This is a genomic window from Pseudomonas sp. S06B 330 (assembly GCF_002845275.2).
Lineage (GTDB): Bacteria > Pseudomonadota > Gammaproteobacteria > Pseudomonadales > Pseudomonadaceae > Aquipseudomonas.
In genome coordinates, this window is sequence record NZ_CP088149.1 from 624508 (window position 1) to 643494 (window position 18987).

General features: G+C 60.0%; 16 protein-coding genes. 11 read left to right on the forward strand and 5 right to left on the reverse strand.

Features of this window, described 5'->3' with window-relative positions; translation table 11 throughout:
• Nucleotides 1-96: 96 nt before the first annotated feature.
• From rsmA to CX511_RS02910, 4 genes are read right to left on the reverse strand one after another with little or no spacing between them, the layout of a single operon-like run.
• On the reverse strand, nt 97-903 hold the full coding sequence (rsmA, locus tag CX511_RS02895) for a 16S rRNA (adenine(1518)-N(6)/adenine(1519)-N(6))-dimethyltransferase RsmA (protein WP_045180431.1): 807 nt from the start codon (nt 901-903) through the stop codon (nt 97-99).
• A complete protein-coding gene (pdxA, locus tag CX511_RS02900) occupies nt 900-1889 on the reverse strand; it encodes a 4-hydroxythreonine-4-phosphate dehydrogenase PdxA (protein WP_101293364.1) in 990 nt (329 codons plus the stop codon). The genes rsmA and pdxA overlap by 4 nt, the downstream gene beginning before the upstream one ends.
• Complete coding sequence (locus CX511_RS02905) at nt 1886-3202, reverse strand: peptidylprolyl isomerase (RefSeq protein ID WP_045180425.1); 1317 nt, start codon at nt 3200-3202, stop codon at nt 1886-1888. Before CX511_RS02905 ends, pdxA begins: the two co-directional genes overlap by 4 nt.
• Nucleotides 3183-5990, reverse strand: coding sequence for an LPS-assembly protein LptD (locus CX511_RS02910; RefSeq protein ID WP_101293363.1), 2808 nt, complete (start codon nt 5988-5990; stop codon nt 3183-3185). Before CX511_RS02910 ends, CX511_RS02905 begins: the two co-directional genes overlap by 20 nt.
• Nucleotides 5991-6120: 130 nt before the next feature.
• Here CX511_RS02910 and CX511_RS02915 point away from each other — a divergent pair, with 130 nt between their 5' ends.
• The 3 genes from CX511_RS02915 to CX511_RS02925 are packed head-to-tail and all read left to right on the forward strand — an operon-like array spanning nt 6121 to nt 8580.
• Nucleotides 6121-7146, forward strand: coding sequence for an aminoglycoside phosphotransferase family protein (locus CX511_RS02915; protein ID WP_045180420.1), 1026 nt, complete (start codon nt 6121-6123; stop codon nt 7144-7146).
• Complete coding sequence (gene murU / locus CX511_RS02920; RefSeq protein WP_045180417.1) at nt 7143-7814, forward strand: N-acetylmuramate alpha-1-phosphate uridylyltransferase MurU; 672 nt, start codon at nt 7143-7145, stop codon at nt 7812-7814. Before CX511_RS02915 ends, murU begins: the two co-directional genes overlap by 4 nt.
• Before the next feature lies 1 nt (nt 7815).
• Nucleotides 7816-8580, forward strand: a complete 765-nt coding sequence (locus CX511_RS02925) for a TerB family tellurite resistance protein (RefSeq protein WP_101293362.1) — start codon at nt 7816-7818, stop codon at nt 8578-8580.
• Here the strand turns inward: CX511_RS02925 and CX511_RS02930 are convergent.
• Nucleotides 8577-9581: an alpha/beta hydrolase family protein gene (locus CX511_RS02930; protein ID WP_045180411.1), complete on the reverse strand. Its 1005-nt coding sequence runs from the start codon at nt 9579-9581 to the stop codon at nt 8577-8579. The two genes, CX511_RS02925 and CX511_RS02930, sit on opposite strands and share 4 nt — an antisense overlap.
• A 94-nt stretch (nt 9582-9675) precedes the next feature.
• Between CX511_RS02930 and CX511_RS02935 the strand changes: the two genes are divergently transcribed.
• From CX511_RS02935 to CX511_RS02970, 8 genes are all read left to right on the forward strand, one after another.
• Complete coding sequence (locus tag CX511_RS02935; RefSeq protein ID WP_101293361.1) at nt 9676-12066, forward strand: PAS domain-containing sensor histidine kinase; 2391 nt, start codon at nt 9676-9678, stop codon at nt 12064-12066.
• Nucleotides 12067-12076: 10 nt separating this feature from the next.
• Nucleotides 12077-12706, forward strand: a complete 630-nt coding sequence (locus tag CX511_RS02940; protein ID WP_045180405.1) for a response regulator — start codon at nt 12077-12079, stop codon at nt 12704-12706.
• Nucleotides 12707-12985: 279 nt separating this feature from the next.
• The gene (locus CX511_RS02945) at nt 12986-14110 is read left to right on the forward strand and encodes an ABC transporter ATP-binding protein (protein ID WP_045180402.1); all 1125 of its coding nucleotides are present in this window, start codon (nt 12986-12988) and stop codon (nt 14108-14110) included.
• Between the two features lie 40 nt (nt 14111-14150).
• A complete protein-coding gene (locus CX511_RS02950) occupies nt 14151-15185 on the forward strand; it encodes an ABC transporter substrate-binding protein (RefSeq protein ID WP_101293360.1) in 1035 nt (344 codons plus the stop codon).
• Nucleotides 15186-15249: 64 nt separating this feature from the next.
• On the forward strand, nt 15250-16497 hold the full coding sequence (locus tag CX511_RS02955; RefSeq protein WP_045180396.1) for an ABC transporter permease: 1248 nt from the start codon (nt 15250-15252) through the stop codon (nt 16495-16497).
• 11 nt (nt 16498-16508) lie between these two features.
• Complete coding sequence (locus CX511_RS02960) at nt 16509-17336, forward strand: ABC transporter permease (RefSeq protein WP_045180393.1); 828 nt, start codon at nt 16509-16511, stop codon at nt 17334-17336.
• 156 nt (nt 17337-17492) lie between these two features.
• On the forward strand, nt 17493-18167 hold the full coding sequence (rpe, locus tag CX511_RS02965; protein WP_045181241.1) for a ribulose-phosphate 3-epimerase: 675 nt from the start codon (nt 17493-17495) through the stop codon (nt 18165-18167).
• Nucleotides 18164-18982, forward strand: a complete 819-nt coding sequence (locus CX511_RS02970) for a phosphoglycolate phosphatase (protein WP_045180391.1) — start codon at nt 18164-18166, stop codon at nt 18980-18982. Before rpe ends, CX511_RS02970 begins: the two co-directional genes overlap by 4 nt.
• Nucleotides 18983-18987 lie beyond the last annotated feature (5 nt).

Sequence of the window (18987 nt, forward strand, 5' to 3'; positions counted from 1 at the left end):
CTTGGAAACAGACGCTGATACGGCGATTGCGTCCAGTCTAGGCTATTGGCGGGGGTGCCGGCCAGTCATGCAGGTATGACTGGCCGTTGCGGTGCCTTATTCGGCGCCTTGTTGCTCGGCCAGCTTGTCGGCCAGGCGGACGAACGCCGCCAGGTCGAGTTGCTCAGGACGTAGGCTGCCGTCGACGCCGGCCGCTTCGATGGCTTCGCTGGTGAGCAGAGCCTTGAGGGTGTTGCGCAGGGTCTTGCGGCGCTGGTTGAAGGCTTCGCGAACGATGCGCTCCAGCAGGCGATGATCCTTGGCCGGGTGCGGCAGTGTTTCGTGAGGCACCAGGCGCACGATGGCCGAATCAACTTTGGGGGGCGGGTTGAACGCGCCTGGGCCCACGTTGAACAGGTGTTCGACCCGGCAGTGGTACTGAACCATGATCGACAACCGACCCCAGTCGCCACCACCAGGACCTGCTGCCAGGCGCTCGACCACTTCCTTCTGCAGCATGAAGTGCATGTCGCGGATCAGTTCGGCATTGTTCAGCAGGTGGAAAATCAACGGCGTTGAGATGTTGTACGGTAGGTTGCCGACCACGCGCAGGCTATTGGGCGCAGCGCCAAGGCTGGTGAAGTCGAACTTCAGCGCATCGCCCTGGTGCAGGCGGAAATTATCGCGGCCAGCGAATTGCTGGTTGAGAATCGGCACCAGGTCTTTGTCCAGCTCGACCACGTCCAGTTGTGCGCCGCTGGCCAGCAGGCCTTCGGTCAGTGCTCCCTGGCCCGGCCCAATTTCCAGCATGCGGTCTGCGGCTTTAGCGTGGATCGAGCGCAGGATGCGGTCGATAACACCGGCGTCGTGCAGGAAGTTCTGGCCAAAGCGCTTGCGCGCCCGGTGTTGGTATTGCTCACTCATATTCGGGTCTCGGCCATCTGGTAGGCGGTTTCCAGGGCGACCTGCAGGCTGCCGGTATCGATCCGGCCAGTGCCGGCCAAGTCCAGGGCAGTGCCGTGGTCGACCGAGGTGCGGATGATCGGCAGGCCCAAGGTCACGTTCACGGCTGCGCCGAAGCCCTTGTACTTGAGAACGGGCAGGCCTTGGTCGTGGTACATCGCCAGCACTGCGTCGCAATGCTCCAGATATTTGGGGGTAAACAGGGTATCGGCTGGCAGTGGGCCGCGCAGGTCCATGCCTTCGCTGCGCAAGCGCGCCAATGTGGGTTCGATGGTGTCGATTTCTTCATGGCCCAAGTGGCCACCCTCGCCAGCGTGCGGGTTCAGGCCGCAAACCAGGATGCGTGGGCTCGGGATGCCGAACTTTTGCTGCAGATCGGCGTGGAGGATTCGTGTGACGCGTTCCAGGCGTTCGGCAGTAATGGCGTCGGCCACATCGCGCAAGGGCAGGTGAGTCGTCACCAGGGCCACGCGAAGGCCGCGGGTGGCTAGCATCATTACCACTTGCGCGGTGCTGGTGAGGTCAGCGAGGAATTCGGTATGGCCGGAGAAGGCGATCCCGCTTTCGTTGATCACGCCTTTGTGCACGGGGGCGGTGATCATCCCGGCAAAATGCCCGTCCAGGCAGCCCTGGCCGGCACGGGTCAGGGTGTTGAGTACGAAGGCGGCATTGTTCTTGTCCAGCTGGCCAGCTACCACCGGGTTCTGCAGTGGCGTATCCCAGACATACAGGCTGCCGGCAGGGGCGGGCTGATCGGGGAGCGTCGCGGGCGTGACCGGTAGCAAATTGACCGCCACACCCAGTTGTGTGGCCCGCTCGGCGAGCAGGTCACAGCTGGTGATGGCAATCAGGGGGTGAGGCTGGGCTTGCGCGGCGAGCAGCAGGCACAGGTCGGGACCTATGCCGGCTGGCTCGCCGGGTGTGAGGGCGAAGCGCTGAGGTTTCACTGGGAGGCCTGATCGACGCCAGGAAGCTTGATTTCAACGTAGGCTTCGTCACGGATCTGACGCAGCCAGGTCTGCAGCTCTTCGTCATACTTACGGTTACGCAGTACGTTCATCGCTTGTTGCTCGCGAGCCTGTTCGGTGCTGTCGGTAGCGCGGCGGCCGAGAACTTCCAGGACGTGCCAGCCATATTGGGTCTGGAACGGCTTGGTGACTTCGCCTTGTGGGGCGTTGGCCATTTGTTCGCGGAACTCAGGTACCAGGGCGTTCGGGTCGACCCAGTTGAGATCACCGCCATTAAGTGCCGAGCCAGGATCTTCGGAGAAGCTCTTCGCCAGTTCGCCGAAGTCTTCACCATTCTGGATCCGGTCGTAGAGCTTTTCAGCCAGTTGCTTGGTGGCTGCCTCGCTACGGATTTCGCTTGGCTTGATCAGGATATGGCGTACGTGCACTTCGTCACGCACCATGGCCTGGCCGCCGCGCTTTTCCTGCAGCTTGAGGATGATAAAGCCGCCTGGAGTGCGCACCGGCTCAGTGACATCACCTACCGACAGCGTGCTCAGCAGGCGATCGAACGGCGGTGGCAGCTGAGCCGCGCGACGCCAGCCCATCTCACCGCCTTCCAGAGCGGTTTCACTGGCCGAACGGGCGATGGCCAGTTGGGCGAAGTCGGCACCTTGCTTGAGCTGTTGGTAAACCTCTCCCGCTTGTTTCGCGGCGGCTTGAATAGTGGCGGAGTCAGCACGTTCCGGCGTCGGGATCAGGATGTTGGCCAGACGGTACTCTTCAGACAGCTGCATCTTGCCCATGTCCGAGGCGAGGAAGTTCTTCACTTCCTGCTCGGTCACCTGAATGCGCTCGGCCACGCGGCGCTGACGAACGCGGCTGATGATCATCTCGCGACGTACTTGTTCGCGAGCATCATCATACGACAGGCCGTCGCGGGCCAGGGCCGCGCGGAACTGCTCCAGGTTCATGCCATTGCGCTGGGCAATGGTGCCGATGGCCTGGTTCAGTTCTTCGTCAGTGATACGGATACCCGAGCGTTCGCCGATCTGCAGCTGCAGGTTTTCGACGATCAGGCGTTCGAGCACCTGCTGATCGAGCACGCCGGCGGGTGGCGCAGAGCCACCACGTTTGGCGATGGTCTGCTGGACTTCGCGCACGCGCTGGTCCAGTTGGCTCTTCATGACCACGTCGTTATCGACGATGGCCACAACGCTATCCAGAGGCTGCACGGCGGCATGCGCCGTGCCGGTCAGCAATACAGCGCCCAGCAACAGCGGGCGCAGACAATCAGTAAGCTTGGTCTTCACGGGTACGATAACCTTCAATGCCCTTGTCGAGGAACGACTCGACTTTAGTGCCCACTACGCCGCCGAGGCCTTTCAGCACAACCTGCAGGAAGATGCCGTGGTCGCCTTTTTCGTTTTGCGGAGTTGCCTGGCTGAAATCGTCATAATCGATCCAGTAACGGTTGATCAGACGCAGTTTCCAGCAGCAGTTGTCGTACTCGAAGCCACCGAAGGCTTCCAGGGTACGGTTTTGGCTGTAGTCGTGCTGCCAGCGCGCGATAGCATTCCACTGCGGAACAATCGGCCACATGACCGAGAAGTCATGTTGCTGGATCTTGTAGTAGTCCTTGACGTAGTTCGGGTCACCTGGCTTGCCGTAGTCGCTGTTACCACCGGCTGACCACGTACCTGTTGCCTGGTCGTAGCGAACCATGTCATTGCGATAGCGATAACCGAGGTTGACGACCTTGTTCACGTCATCTTCAGGCTGGTAGTGGAACATCGCACTGCCCGAGCGGGTGCTGCGGCTGTCCGGATCCCAGTTGAAGTCGGAGTTGAAGCGCCAGTCACGGTTGAAGCGATAGGCATATTCCAGCGCATAAGGCGATACGTCGGAAAGCGAGTCGTCGCGAGTGCGATAGTCGATGCCCGGCAGTTGCACCTTGCGGTCTTTGAAGTACAGCGCTTGACCAACACTGAAGCGTTGGCGCTCGAAGCCGTTTTCTTCAATCCAGCGGTTGGTTACGCCCAGCGACAGCTTATTTTCGTCACCAATCCGATCGCGGCCGCTGAAGCGGTTGTCACGGAACAACGAGCCGTAGCTGAAGGTACTTTCACCGGAGTCGAAGATCGGAATGTCTTTCTGATCTTCATAAGGCACGTACAGGTAGTACAGCCGAGGTTCCAGGGTCTGCCGGTAATTCTTGCCGAACCATTGAGTGTTACGGTCGAAATACAGGCCACTGTCAACGCTGAAGATCGGCACATTACGATTCTGGGTGCTGCTGAATTTGCCTTGAAGGTCAGAGGCGGCTGCAGCTTGCTGTTTACCCTGGCTGTCCAGGTCCAGTTCGTAATGGGTAGTGGTGTACTTGATCGAAGGCTTCAGGTAACCATAGGTCGCGGTAAGCGGCAGGCTGATTTCCGGTGCCGCATAGAAACGATCACCGTTCGCTCGGGCCAGGCCAAACACGTTCTGGTCAATTCGGCCACCGTCTGCGCGCACGCTGGTGTCCAGATTGCCGTCTTCATCAAATACCGGGCCACTCTGCAGATCACGGTCGAAGCGTACAGCCTCGGTTTGATACTTCAGATCAAGACCGCCCGGATGGTACGGCAGCATCCCGTTGAAGGTGATCTGCGGCAACTTGTCATACGGGGTGATCTTGGAGATGGTGGCCAGCTCATAGGCCTGCATGTTCAGGCGCGCGGTATAGGTGTCGCCACGCCAGGTCAATGCACCCTGCTGGTTAATGAAGTCGCGGCTCTCGACGCCAATCTGCTCTGATTCCAGGTCCTGGAAGTAGAACGGATCGCTGATGTCGGTGTAATCGACCTCAGTCATCAGGCGCTCATCCAGGCCGCCCTTGTGCTGCCAGTTGACCATCCAGCGCTGATCTTCATAGTCAGTCTGGTCTTTGCGATCGTCATTATCGTCGTTGAGGTAAGCACCACCGAACTGACCTTCACTGGATTTGGTCAGGTAGCGGAACTCGCCTTCCATCAACATGCCGCGTTTGGCCATGTAGCGTGGATACAAGGTGGCGTCGTAGTTTGGCGCCAGGTTGAAGTAGTACGGCGTGACCAGCATGAAGCCGGTGTCATCGCTGGTACTGAACGACGGTGGCAGGAAGCCGGACTGGCGACGGTCGTCGATCGGGAAGTAGATGTACGGTGTGTATAACACCGGAATATCCTTGACCCGCAGGGTGACGTTGGTCGCGGTACCGAAACCGGTGGCCGGGTTCAGGGTGATGTTGTTGCCCCTGAGCTGCCAGGCGTTGCTGTTCGGCTCACAGGTGGTATAGGTACCATCCTTGAGGCGGATGATGGCGTTCTCGGCACGCTTGGCGTACAGCGCGTTACCGCGGATACGCGACTTGTGCATCACGTATTCGGCGTTATCGACCTTGGCTTCACCGGTATCGAGCTGAATGTCGGCATGGTCGCCGACCACCAGCGAACCGTTGTCACGGATCTTGACGTTGCCGCTGAGTTCACCGCGGTTTTCGGCCTGGTACAGGTTGGCTTCGTCGGCCTCGACTTGCATGCTGCCCTGGCGCATGACCACGTCACCGGCGAGGCTGGCGATCTGCTGTTCCTGCTGGTAGCGAGATACCTTGGCACCGATGAAGGTCGGTGCTTCGTCCTTCGGCGTGGTGTCATCCATGCCCGGACGTGTTGGCTCGATGTAGGCGCCGGCACAGTACGGCCCGGTTTCGGCAAGCTGGGCAGGCGTGAGTTGATCACGCGGGACCCAGTCCAGGTGGCTGTAGTCGTCGCTGCGCGATTTCAGGCCACGGCCCTTGCTCTCGGTAACGAGCATTGGCCCTTTTGCGCTCTCGGCTTCGCCAGCCTCAGCAGTGGCCTCGCCGGATGCACTGGCAGCTGCGCCAGCATGCACCGGACGTGGCGGCAGCGTGGCTGCGTTGGTCTTGGGCTTGCAGTCCCAGCCTCCGGCAGCGGACACTTGGCAGTCGAATTGCTCTGCGGCGACCACATACGAGGTGGCCAGAGGTTGCAGTGCCAGCAGACCGCCGGTGACCAGCAACGGGAATTTTTTACGAAACGCGGGGGATTTCAATGCCATCTTATTAGTCCGGGCTTCCTGCGTGCCATCTGCCCGCGTGTGGGGCCGCACGCCTCTCGATGGTCTGAAAAAGATGCTGGATAATAAAGCATGACCCGCTTGACGGCTAGGGCCGTCGGAGACCCTTGTAATGCCTGATCATGATGTACGCCTGCAACACCTGACTGTCTGGCTCGAAGAACAACTGGCAAATCTGTTTCAGAAACAGGGCTGGGGTGCTGTTCCAAGTGGCAGCCTGACCGCTGCCAGCAGCGACGCCAGCTTCCGCCGCTATTTCCGCTGGCAGGCTGAAGGCCGCAGCTTTGTGGTCATGGATGCACCGCCACCGCAGGAAAACTGCCGTCCATTCGTCGCTATCGATCACTTGCTGGCTACGGCCAAAGTCAACGTACCGGTCATTCATGCGCAGGATCTGGAACGCGGCTTTTTGCTGCTGAGCGACCTGGGTACGCAAACCTACCTCGATGTGATCAATGCCGATAATGCCGATAGCCTGTTCGATGATGCCATCGAGGCGCTGCTGGCTTTCCAGCAATTGCCGATGGATGCCCCGTTGCCAAGTTACGACGTCGCGCTGCTGCGCCGCGAGCTTGAGCTGTTTCCCGAGTGGTATGTCGGCCGTGAGCTGGAACTGGGCTTCACCGACGCGCAACTTGCTGCTTGGCAGCGTATCAGCACCCTGTTGATCGATAGCGCGTTGGCTCAGCCCAAGGTGTTGGTACACCGCGACTATATGCCACGCAACCTGATGCAGAGTATGCCAAACCCTGGCGTGCTGGATTTCCAGGACGCGGTGTATGGGCCGGTGACCTATGACGTCACTTGCCTGTTCAAGGATGCGTTCCTCAGCTGGCCGCAAGCACGGGTGGAGGGTTGGTTGAAGGATTACTGGCAGCGCGCCCAGGCCAAAGGCATCCCGGTGCAGGCTGACTTTGAAGACTTTCACCGCGCCAGTGACCTGATGGGCGTACAGCGCCACCTCAAGGTTATCGGTATTTTTGCGCGCATCTGCCACCGCGACGGCAAACCACGCTACCTGACTGACGTGCCACGTTTCTTCGCCTATATAGATGAAGTGATCGCCCGTCGCCCGGAACTGGCCGAGCTCGATGAGCTGATCGAGAGTCTGCAAGCGAGTGCTGGAGCACGTCCATGAAAGCAATGATTCTGGCTGCGGGCAAAGGTGAGCGGATGCGTCCGCTCACGTTGCACACGCCCAAACCGCTGCTGCCTGTGGCTGGTGTGCCGTTGATCGAGTACCACCTGCGTGCCCTGGGGCTGGCAGGTATCAAGGAAGTGGTGATCAACCACGCCTGGCTGGGCGCGCAGATCGAAGCGCACTTGGGTAATGGCGCGGGTTGGGGCCTGAGTATCAGTTACTCCGCTGAAGGGGAGCCACTGGAAACCGGCGGCGGTATTTTCAAAGCCTTGCCGTTGCTGGGTGAGCAACCGTTTGTGCTGGTCAACGGTGACGTTTGGACCGAATACGACTTCTCCTGCTTGCCAGAAAAACCTGCCGGTCTTGCCCATTTGGTGCTGGTCGACAACCCTGGGCATCACGGCAAGGGTGATTTCTGTTTGCAGCAAGGGTTGGTCAGCGATGGGCTGGACGGTGCTCCCACGCTGACCTATAGCGGTATTGCCGTTATCGACCCAGCGCTGTTCAACGGCTGTACGCCTGGTGCCTTCAAGTTGGCCCCCCTGCTGCGCGATGCCATGGCGGTTGGGCAGGTCACTGGCGAGCATTTCGCAGGTCATTGGGTGGATGTCGGTACGCAGGAACGTCTGGTCGAGGTCGAACAACTGATCAAGGGACGCCACTGAAATGTTGTGGCCGAGCACAGTGATTGGTGCCGGGGCCGGCTTCGCCATTGCCAGCATCCCGGGAGCGTTGCTGGGGGCATTGCTGGGACAGGCGATGGATCGCCGCTTGCAGTTGCACAGTTGGGCGCATGTGCGTGAGCGCCTGGGTGGGCGTCCGGTTTTGCGCGACGATGAAGTACTGTTCGTGCTGCTCGGACGTTTGGCCAAGTGCGACGGGCGGGTAGTTGACGGCCACATTCAGCAGGCCCGCCAGGAAATGCAGCGCTTGGAAATGAGCGAACCTGCACGACGCCGGGCGATTGCCGCGTTCAACCGTGGCAAGAGTGGCAAGGACCGCCTGGGCGTCTATCTGCGCCGTTTGCGGCAACAGCCGCATGCAGCTGAGGGTATGTTGCGTGCGTGTTGGCGCATGGCCTGGGCCGATGGTCGGGCGGGCCGCCACGAGCGCGAGTTGTTGCTCGATTGGGGGCGGCAATTGGGATGGTCGGCGCCCAAGGTCCAGGCGCTGGCATTGGAATACGAGCCCCAGCGGGCCAGCCTGTCCAGCGCCGGTTTCGGTTATCAGGACGCCTTGCGTGTGCTCGGCGTGGGGCCGCAGGTTGAGCCGGGTCAGATCAAGCAAGCTTATCGGCGGCTGCTCAGCCGCCACCATCCCGATAAGCTGGTTGGCAGTGGTGCCAGCCCCTCCCAGGTGCGCGAAGCAACCGAACGCACCCGCGAGCTGCACCAGGCCTATGCGGTCATCCGCAAACAACGCGGTTTCTAGTTGGTGTTTTCCGGCGCAAGCCAGCCACGCACCCGGCGGAACAGTTGCTCTTGTTCCGCCGCGCCATTGCCGGGCATGGCGGTCAATCCTACCTGACGATAGTTGTTGTCCTTGAGTCTTTTGCTGGCTTGCAGGCGCAGTTCGGCTGCTCTTTTGGCTTGCGCCTGGTTGGTATAGAAGAAGTCCGCAGTAGGGACTTTCAACGTCGGCGCCAGTGCCTCGAGGCTGTGCTCGGCTTGTGCCGGAGTCTGTGCTGAGACCATTACCAGTTTTTGAATCTGCGCCGGTTGTCGCTCGCTTAGGTAGCGTGCGGCCCAGTAAGCGCCACTGCCATTGCCCAGCAGCACGATGCTGCGGGCGTTGTGCTGCTGAACGTAGGCCACTGCTGCATCAAGTCGGGCAAAGATGCGCTCGGCATCCGCCTTGCCATCGGCATCCGCAGGCTGGGACGAGGATGCACTTTCACTGACTTCACTTTCGACGGCGGTGGCCCGTTCGACAGCGGCATTGGCGTCTTCAGGCGTGTCCTTGGCGGGTGCGCTCTGGCCTTGTGTCACCGGCTGGCTCGGGGTAGGCGCGGTTTCGACGCGAGCCTGTGGGTTGTCGACCAACAGATCAGGCAAGCTCAGACTCAGGCTATGCCAGCCTGCGTCTGGAAACTTGCGGCGCAAGGGGCCAACGGTTTTTGGCCAATCAGCGGTTTCGCCTGCACCGGCCAGGATGATCAGGGCGCCAGTTGGCTCGCCGCTGTTGGCCGGTTTCCAGAGCGCGAGGAAGGTATCACTGCCGGCTTGCAGGGTTTGCTGCTCGACTTGCGGGACCTGGCGCTCCAGCGCCAGGGCATCTTCCTGGCTGCGTTCGAGCAGTGGTTGACGCTGGACAGGGGCCGGCTGCTCTTTGGCCGCTGCTTCTGGTGGTTCACCCGCAGCCGCGAGTGCGCTACAAGGTAGTATCAGTGTCAGGCACAACGCGGGAAGCGTCGTGCGATAAAGTGCAAACATGGATTGCTCCAGGCCAGAATAATACCGGCAGCCTAATAGTATTTGTCCGGGAGGGCCATGCTCGGTGGCCATCCATTCTTTGATGAGCGTTTAGATGAAATCAGTGCGCTGCCTGTTGCTTATCGGCTGTTTTTGCTGGTCCTTGATTGCTGCGGCAGCGCCTGCAAGCCCGCCTGCTACTGTGCTCCTGGAGCCTGAGCAACAGCAGTGGTTGGAGCAACATCGCAGCCTGCGCGTCGGTTTGGTGTTGCAAGCGCCGTTTGCCCAGTTTGATCGGCGCCTGCAGCAGCTCTATGGGGTCAATGTCGAGCTGATGAACTGGTTGGGCCGTTCGCTTGGCCTCGACCTGACCTGGCGTAACTTCCCCGATCAGACGGCGCTGGAGCGGGCGCTGGTGGCGGGTGAAGTCGACCTGGCGCCAGGGCTGACCCAGACACCGGCCGGTCTGCGGTTGTGGTTGTTCAGTGACCCGTACATGCGTGTGCCGCAGCTTATTGTCGGACCGCGCAACGGTGCGGTAGCCGTCGATCTTGAGAAACTCACCAGCAATGAGCGGGTGGCAGTGCGCATGCCGAGTGCGGTGGCTGACTATCTGCGTGCGACCTATTCGAATCTTAATCTGCAAGGCGTACCTCAGGAACGCCAGGCACTGCAGTTGGTGCTCAGTGAACAGGCCCGTTACGCCGTGGTGGATGAAGCGCAGTTGAGCCGGCTGTCGCGAGAGGATGAGTTCAGTGACCTGGCCGTGGTCGGCGATATCGGCCTGCCGCAATTGTTGCGGGTTGCCTCCCGGCGCGATTGGCCGCAGCTGGCGGAGATTCTTGAGCGCGGCCTGCAGGCCATCCCGGCCAAGGACTTGGAACAGTTGCATCAACGTTGGCTGGAGCCTAAATACCCACGCTTGAGTGAGTCGCCGGGCTTTTGGCAGAACCTGGGATTGTTACTCGCCGCTTTACTGTTGAGCAGTGTCGCCATCGTGATCTGGCAGCGCCGTCAGTTGCAGCAGTTGGAGCACAATCTGCTGACGGCACGCGAGAGCATCAACCAGCGTCAGGCACGCGAAGAGGCCTTGCGCCTCAGTCAATTCTCCATCGACCAGAGCACGGTAGGAATTCTCTGGGTTAACTGGGACAGTCATGTGCGTTATGCCAACCGTGCTGCTGAAAGCATGCTCGGCTATGCCGAGGGTGCCGTGATCGACCGGCCGCTGATCGACTTCGAGCCCGGCTTGCACATGGATCGCTGGCTGGAGCTGTGGAAGGGCGCTCGGGCCAGTAATGATCTGGCCCAGCATTTCGAAACCCAGTGCCTGCGCGCTGATGGCAGCCTGTTGCCGGTGGACGTGTCGTTGAGCTTTCTGCGCTTTCGCGATGCCGAGTACCTGGTGGTGTTCCTCACGGATGTGACCGAACGGCGTCGGGCCTTGGCGGCCCTGCGCGAAAGCGAGGCCCGACTCAAGGGCATTGCTGGCAACGTGCCGGGGCTGGTGTTTCGGCTTGAGCGCAACCCGGCCGAGGGCGACCTGGAATTCCCCTACATCAGCGAAGGCAGCGAGGCGTTGGTCGGTTATACCCCCGCCGCATTACAACGCCCGGACATGGGCTTGCGTAACCTGGTTCACCCGGATGACCGCGCGGACTACCACAAGGTCCAGGATCTGGCCTTGGCGACCGACCGCGATTGGTCCTGGCAGGGGCGGATCTTGACGCGTGAGGGTGAGCAGCGCTGGGCTGATATCAAGGCCAGTACCCGCAGTCTGGGTGATGGCCGCGTGGTCTGGGACGGGGTGGTCTGGGACATTACCCAGAGCAAGCGGGCGGAGCTGGAACTGGCTCGCTCTCAGGAACAACTGCGCGAGCTGTCGGCGCACCTGGAAAGTGTCCGCGAGGAAGAGAAGGCCCGTATCGCCCGGGAAGTGCATGACGAGCTGGGGCAAATGCTGACCGTACTCAAGTTGGAAACGTCCATGTGCGAGCTGGCCTATGCCGACCTCGATCCGGGCCTCAACGACCGCCTGGCCAGCATGAAACGCCTGATCGCTCAGCTGTTTCAATTGGTTCGTGATGTCGCCACAGCGTTGCGTCCGCCGATCCTGGATGCAGGTATCGCCTCGGCGATCGAGTGGCAGGCACGACGTTTTGAAGCGCGAACGCAGATCCCCTGCCTGGTCCAGGTGCCGGAAAACCTGCCACCCCTGAGCGATGCCAAGGCAATTGGTTTGTTCCGTATCCTGCAAGAGGCGCTGACCAATGTCATGCGTCATGCCCAAGCGCATACTGTCCAGATAAGCTTGAGTCTGGATGGTCGAATCTTGCGTTTGACGGTGATCGACGATGGCCTCGGCTTTGCCCTGGAGCAAAGTCGCCCGGCATCCTTCGGCCTGGTCGGGATGCGTGAGCGGGTGTTGATGCTCGGCGGCCAGATGACCCTTGAGAGCGAGCCCGGCGAAGGCACCAGCCTAAGCGTGGCGATTCCCCTGAAATAGGAGCGGTACTGTGATTCGAGTTCTGGTTGCCGAAGACCACACCATCGTTCGCGAGGGTATCAAGCAGTTGATTGGCCTGGCCAAGGACATGCAGGTGGCAGGGGAGGCTGGTAACGGTGAGCAACTGCTGGAAACGTTGCGACATACCGACTGTGAAGTGGTGTTGCTAGATATCTCCATGCCGGGGGTCAATGGTCTGGAGGCGATTCCACGGATCCGTGCCCTGAATAATCCCCCGGCCATCCTGGTGCTGTCGATGCATGATGAGGCGCAAATGGCCGCGCGCGCCTTGAAGATTGGGGCTGCAGGTTACGCAACCAAAGACAGTGACCCGGCTTTGTTGCTGACGGCCATTCGCCGGGTGGCCGGTGGTGGTCGCTACATTGACCCGGAATTGGCCGACCGGATGGTTTTCGAAGTTGGCTTGACGGATGCGCGGCCTTTGCATTCGCTGCTGTCTGAGCGTGAGTTCTCGGTGTTCGAGCGTCTGGCTCAGGGCGCTAACGTCAACGACATCGCCCAGCAGTTGGCGCTGAGCAACAAAACTATCAGTACCCATAAAGCGCGGTTGATGCAGAAACTCAACGTGAATTCGCTGGCGGAGTTGGTGAAGTACGCCATGGAGCACAAGCTGCTCTGAGTGTTCTGTTAGCGACAGCGTGTCGCTCCTACTGCGGGCAAGGCAAACTCCCACAGGGTTACTTGCAGATGGCTTTCTGTCGGGGCTGGCCTGGGTGGCAACATCCGTCGTGCTGGTTGCGACAAGGAAAGTCATATCCAAAAACGCCATCCTTGTAGGGCAATCCCTACCCCAAGCCTTCCATCTCGCTGATATCAAACTCTCCCCACCCCCGATTTTCGCCGACTCGCACCTTCACTAGGCTGTAAACACGCAGTCATCCAACAAGAAGGTACGGGTATGAGTGAGGTGAATTCGAGCGCTGCAGCCGGCGAAGTGCTGGTCAGCTTCCGCGGTGTGCAGAAGAGCTACGACGGCGAGTCGCTGATCGTCAAAGACCTCAATCTGGATATTCGCAAAGGCGAGTTCCTGACCTTGCTCGGCCCGTCCGGCTCCGGCAAGACCACCAGCCTGATGATGCTCGCAGGCTTCGAGACCCCGACCGCCGGTGAGATCCAGCTGGCCGGTCGCTCGATCAACAACGTGCCGCCGCACAAACGCGACATCGGTATGGTGTTCCAGAACTACGCGCTGTTTCCGCACATGACGGTGGCCGAGAACCTGGCGTTCCCTCTGAGTGTGCGCAACTTGAGCAAGACCGACATCAGCGAACGCGTCAAGCGGGTGCTGAATATGGTGCAGCTCGACGCGTTCGCTCAGCGCTACCCCGGTCAACTGTCCGGTGGCCAGCAGCAACGCGTGGCGCTTGCCCGAGCGCTGGTGTTCGAACCACAGCTGGTGTTGATGGATGAGCCGCTCGGTGCGCTGGACAAGCAGCTGCGTGAGCACATGCAGATGGAGATCAAACACCTGCACCAGCGTCTGGGTGTCACCGTCGTCTACGTCACTCATGACCAGGGCGAGGCACTGACCATGTCTGACCGTGTAGCGGTGTTCCATCAGGGCGAGATTCAGCAGATTGCCGATCCTCGCACCCTCTATGAAGAGCCGAAGAACACCTTTGTTGCCAACTTTATCGGTGAAAACAACCGCATCAATGGCCGCCTGATCAGTCAGGACGGTGAGCGTTGCCTGGTGCAGCTCGCCCGCGGAGAAAAGGTTGAAGCCTTGGCTGTCAATGTCGGCCAGAGCGGTGAGCCAGTCACCCTGTCGATTCGTCCGGAGCGCGTACGCCTGAACGGTCACAGCGAAAGCTGCGTCAACCGTTTCTCGGGTCGAGTCGCCGAATTCATTTACCTGGGCGACCACGTACGCGTCCGTCTGGAGGTTTGCGGCAAGGCCGATTTCTTCGTGAAGCAGCCGATTGCCGAGCTCGACCCGGCGCTGGCCGTGGGCGATGTGGTACCGCTTGGCTGGGAAGTGGAGCACGCCCGCGCGCTTGATCCAATCCTCGAAGCCAATTGAAGGTTTGCTTCACCAACCCTGTACTGTGGAGAGAATAATAATGCTCAAACACTTGAAGTTGACCGCGCTGACGCTGGGGCTGTTTGCGGCGGGCCAGGCAATGGCGGCGGCTGATCTTACCGTGATCTCTTTCGGCGGCGCCAACAAGGCCGCACAGACCAAAGCGTTCTACGAACCATGGGAAAAGGCAGGCAACGGCAAGATCGTGGCTGGCGAATACAACGGTGAGATGGCCAAGGTCAAAGCCATGGTCGACACCAAGAGCGTGTCCTGGAACTTGGTCGAAGTTGAGTCGCCGGAGCTTGCTCGTGGTTGCGACGAAGGCATGTTCGAAGAGCTCGACCCAGCGTTGTTCGGCGACGAGGCCGACTATGTCCCTGGTGCCATCCAACCGTGCGGTGTGGGCTTCTTCGTTTGGTCCACAGTCATGGCTTACAACGCCGACAAACTGAAAACGGCCCCAACCAGTTGGGCCGATTTCTGGGACACCAAACAGTTCCCAGGTAAACGTGGCCTGCGCAAGGGCGCCAAGTACACCCTGGAGTTCGCCTTGATGGCCGACGGCGTCGCGCCCAAGGATGTCTACAAGGTGCTCGGCACCAAGGAAGGCCAGGACCGCGCCTTCAAGAAACTCGACGAGCTCAAGCCAAGCATCCAGTGGTGGGAGGCGGGTGCCCAGCCGCCGCAGTACCTGGCTTCGGGTGACGTGGTCATGAGCTCGGCCTACAACGGCCGGATCGCTGCAGTACAGAAAGAAAGCAACCTGAAGGTGGTGTGGAACGGCGGCATCTATGACTTCGACGCATGGGCCATTCCAAAGGGCGCGAAGAATGCCGAAGAAGCCAAGAAGTTCATCGCCTACTCGGTCACGCCTGAGCAGCAGAAGATCTACTCGCAAAACATTGCTTACGGCCCAGCTAACGCTAAAGCGGTGAGCCTGCTCTCTGACGAGATCAAAAAAGACATGCCGACTACCCCGGAAAACATTGCCAACCAAGTGCAGATCGACGTCGCCTTCTGGGCTGACAACAGCGAGCAACTGGAGCAACGCTTCAACGCCTGGGCTGCCAAGTAAGGTCGGCTGATGGAGCGTCGGCAGCGTGCCGACGCTCCCTGTTCTCAAGATTTCGGAGTTCGCTATGGCCATCGCAGTGCCCCTCAATGAAGGCGCCGGATCCACCCTCAAGCAGCGCCTGGCACGTGCCGAGCGGGTCAACCGCTGGAAGGCGCAGGCCCTGATTGCGCCGTTGGCGCTGTTCCTGCTGCTGGTTTTCCTGGTGCCTATTGCCGCACTGCTTTACAAGAGCGTCGGCAACCCGGAAGTCGTCACTGGCTTGCCGCAGACCGTTACCGCCGTCACGCAATGGGATGGTAAAGGCCTGCCAGGCGAGGCGGTGTATAAGGCACTGAGCGATGACTTGGCCCAGGCGCGCAAGAACCAGACCTTGGGCGATACCTCCAAGCGCCTGAACATGGAACTGGCCGGCTATCGCAGTCTGTTGTCGAAGACCGCCCGTGCCTTGCCGTTCAAGACAGAACCGGCCTCCTATAAAGAAGCGTTGCAAGAACTGGATGAGCGCTGGGGGGATCCTGCGTACTGGCAGGCCATCCGCCGTAACACCAGTAGCGTCACACCCTTCTATTTGCTGGCAGCTCTGGACCATCGCATCGATGACCTAGGGGAGCTGGCCAAGACCACCCCGGACCAGGCCATTTACCTGGACATCTTTACCCGCACCCTGTGGATGGGCTTCGTCATCACCGCCATTTGCCTGGTACTGGCCTATCCACTGGCCTACTTGCTGGCCAATCTGCCGACCCGTCAGAGCAACCTGCTGATGATTCTGGTGCTGTTGCCGTTCTGGACCTCAATCCTGGTACGGGTGGCGGCCTGGATCGTGTTACTGCAGTCGGGCGGGTTGATCAATAGTGCACTGATGGCTGTGGGCATTATCGATAAGCCGCTGGAACTGGTGTTCAACCGCACCGGTGTCTATATCTCCATGGTCCACATCTTGCTGCCGTTCATGATCCTGCCGATCTACAGCGTAATGAAGGGCATCTCGCCAACCTATATGCGTGCGGCGATCTCGCTGGGATGTCACCCGTTCACCAGTTTCTGGCGTGTGTATTTCCCGCAGACCTACGCTGGCGTCGGCGCGGGTTGCCTGCTGGTGTTCATCCTGGCGATTGGTTACTACATCACCCCGGCGCTGCTTGGCAGCCCTAACGATCAGATGGTCAGTTATTTCGTGGCGTTCTACACCAACACCAGCATCAACTGGGGTATGGCAACTGCGTTGGGCGGCCTGCTGCTGCTTGCCACCGTCATTCTGTATCTGATCTATAGCTGGCTGGTCGGCGCCAGCCGTCTGCGCCTGAGCTGAGGAGCGTTGTCATGCTGAGCCCTTACATGTCGCCCGTTGAGCGGGTCTGGTTCTACAGCTTGCGCATCCTTTGCGGGCTGATCCTGTTGTTCCTGGTGTTGCCGGTGCTGGTGATCATTCCGTTGTCGTTCAACTCGGGAAGTTTTCTGGTTTATCCGCTGCAGGGCTTCTCGCTGCAGTGGTACCAGGACTTCTTTGCCTCGGCTGAATGGATGCGCGCGCTGAAAAACAGCATCATCGTCGCCCCGGCGGCCACCGTGTTGGCGATGATTTTCGGCACACTGGCTTCGATCGGTCTGACCCGCGGCGACTTCCCGGGCAAGCCGCTGATCATGGCCCTGGTGATTTCGCCGATGGTGGTGCCGGTGGTGATCATTGGGGTTGCCAGCTACCTGTTCTTCGCGCCATTGGGTATGGGTAACAGTTTTATCTCGCTGATCCTGGTGCATGCAGTACTGGGTGTGCCGTTCGTGATCATCACCGTGTCGGCGACCCTGCAGGGCTTCAACTACAACCTGGTGCGTGCAGCCGCCAGCCTTGGTGCTTCACCGTTGACTGCCTTTCGTCGGGTGACGCTGCCATTGATTGCGCCTGGGGTTATTTCCGGTGCCTTGTTCGCTTTTGCCACTTCGTTTGATGAAGTGGTAGTGACCCTGTTCCTGGCGGGCCCTGAGCAGGCAACGTTGCCACGGCAGATGTTCAGCGGCATCCGCGAAAACCTCAGCCCGACGATTGCAGCGGCGGCGACCTTGCTGATCGCATTTTCGGTGGTGTTGCTGCTGACCCTTGAATGGTTGCGTGGGCGTAGCGAGAAATTGCGGACTCAACAGCCAGCATGATTGCTCGGCGAGGTCAGCGCCCACACGTATTCCTGTGGGCGCCGGCCTCGCTGGCGATCTATACGACATCCATCGAGCACTTTGATACCAGTCAGCCCCTGGCCGTTTGCCTGAGGTACAATGCGCGCCACCGTGATTCTGCCCTACAGGTGCGCCATGCAGCCCTACGCTATTGCCCCCTCGATTCTTTCTGCCGATTTCGCTCGCCTGGGTGAGGAAGTCGACAACGTGCTGGCCGCTGGTGCCGACATCGTTCACTTCGACGTAATGGACAACCACTACGTACCGAACCTGACCATCGGCCCGATGGTCTGTACCGCTCTGCGCAAATACGGCATCACCGCGCCAATCGACGTGCACCTGATGGTCAGCCCGGTTGACCGCATCATCGGTGACTTCATTGAAGCGGGCGCCAGTTACATTACCTTCCATCCGGAAGCCTCCCTGCACATCGATCGTTCACTACAGTTGATTCGTGACGGTGGTTGCAAGGCCGGCCTGGTGTTCAACCCGGCAACCCCGCTCGACACCCTCAAGTACGTGATGGACAAGGTCGACATGATCCTGTTGATGAGCGTCAACCCAGGCTTCGGCGGGCAGAAATTCATTCCTGGCACCCTCGACAAGCTGCGCGAAGCTCGCGCGCTGATCGACGCCAGCGGCCGCGATATCCGCCTGGAAATCGACGGCGGCGTGAATGTGAACAACATCCGTGAGATCGCTGCCGCCGGTGCCGATACCTTCGTTGCTGGTTCGGCCATCTTCAACACCCCGAACTACCAGGAAGTGATTGCCAAAATGCGTGCCGAATTGGCTTTGGCCCGCGCATGAGCGGCTTCGAGCAGCTGTTCCCCGGGGCGCTGCCCAGGCTGGTGATGTTCGATCTGGACGGTACCCTGATCGATTCGGTCCCTGACCTGGCCGCAGCGGTGGATTACATGCTGCTCGAAATGGGGCGTAAGCCCGCAGGCCTTGAGGCTGTACGCCACTGGGTCGGCAATGGTGCCCCGGTGCTGGTGCGCCGGGCCCTGGCCGGTGGCCTGGATCATGCCGCCGTCGATGACGACGAAGCAGAAAAGGGCCTTGAACTGTTCATGCAGGCCTATGCCGACCATCACGAGTTGACGGTGGTGTACCCCGGTGTGCGTGACACCCTCAAGTGGCTGCAAAAGCAGGGTGTGGAAATGGCCCTGATCACCAACAAGCCGGAGCGCTTTGTCGCGCCGTTGCTCGACCAAATGAAGATCGGTCGTTATTTTCGCTGGATCATTGGTGGCGATACCCTGCCGCAGAAAAAGCCAGATCCGGCAGCACTGTTGTTCGTCATGAAAATGGCCAACGTTTCGGCAGCCGATGCTCTGTTCGTAGGGGATTCGCGCAGTGACGTACTGGCGGCCAAGGCCGCCGGGGTCAAATGTGTAGGCTTGAGCTATGGCTACAATCATGGCCGGCCAATCAGTGAAGAGCAGCCGTGCCTGGTCATTGATGACCTGCGGGCATTGTTGCCTGGTTGCTTAGATGCGGCCACTGGGATAACGTTGGCTGACGTTCAATCCCCCTCAGATCGAGATTCCATCGTGGCGGTTATCGGCAAACTCTGGATGAAAGTCATTAAGGCCCTGGCCCGTTGGCGTTGGCGCGCCTGACTGTT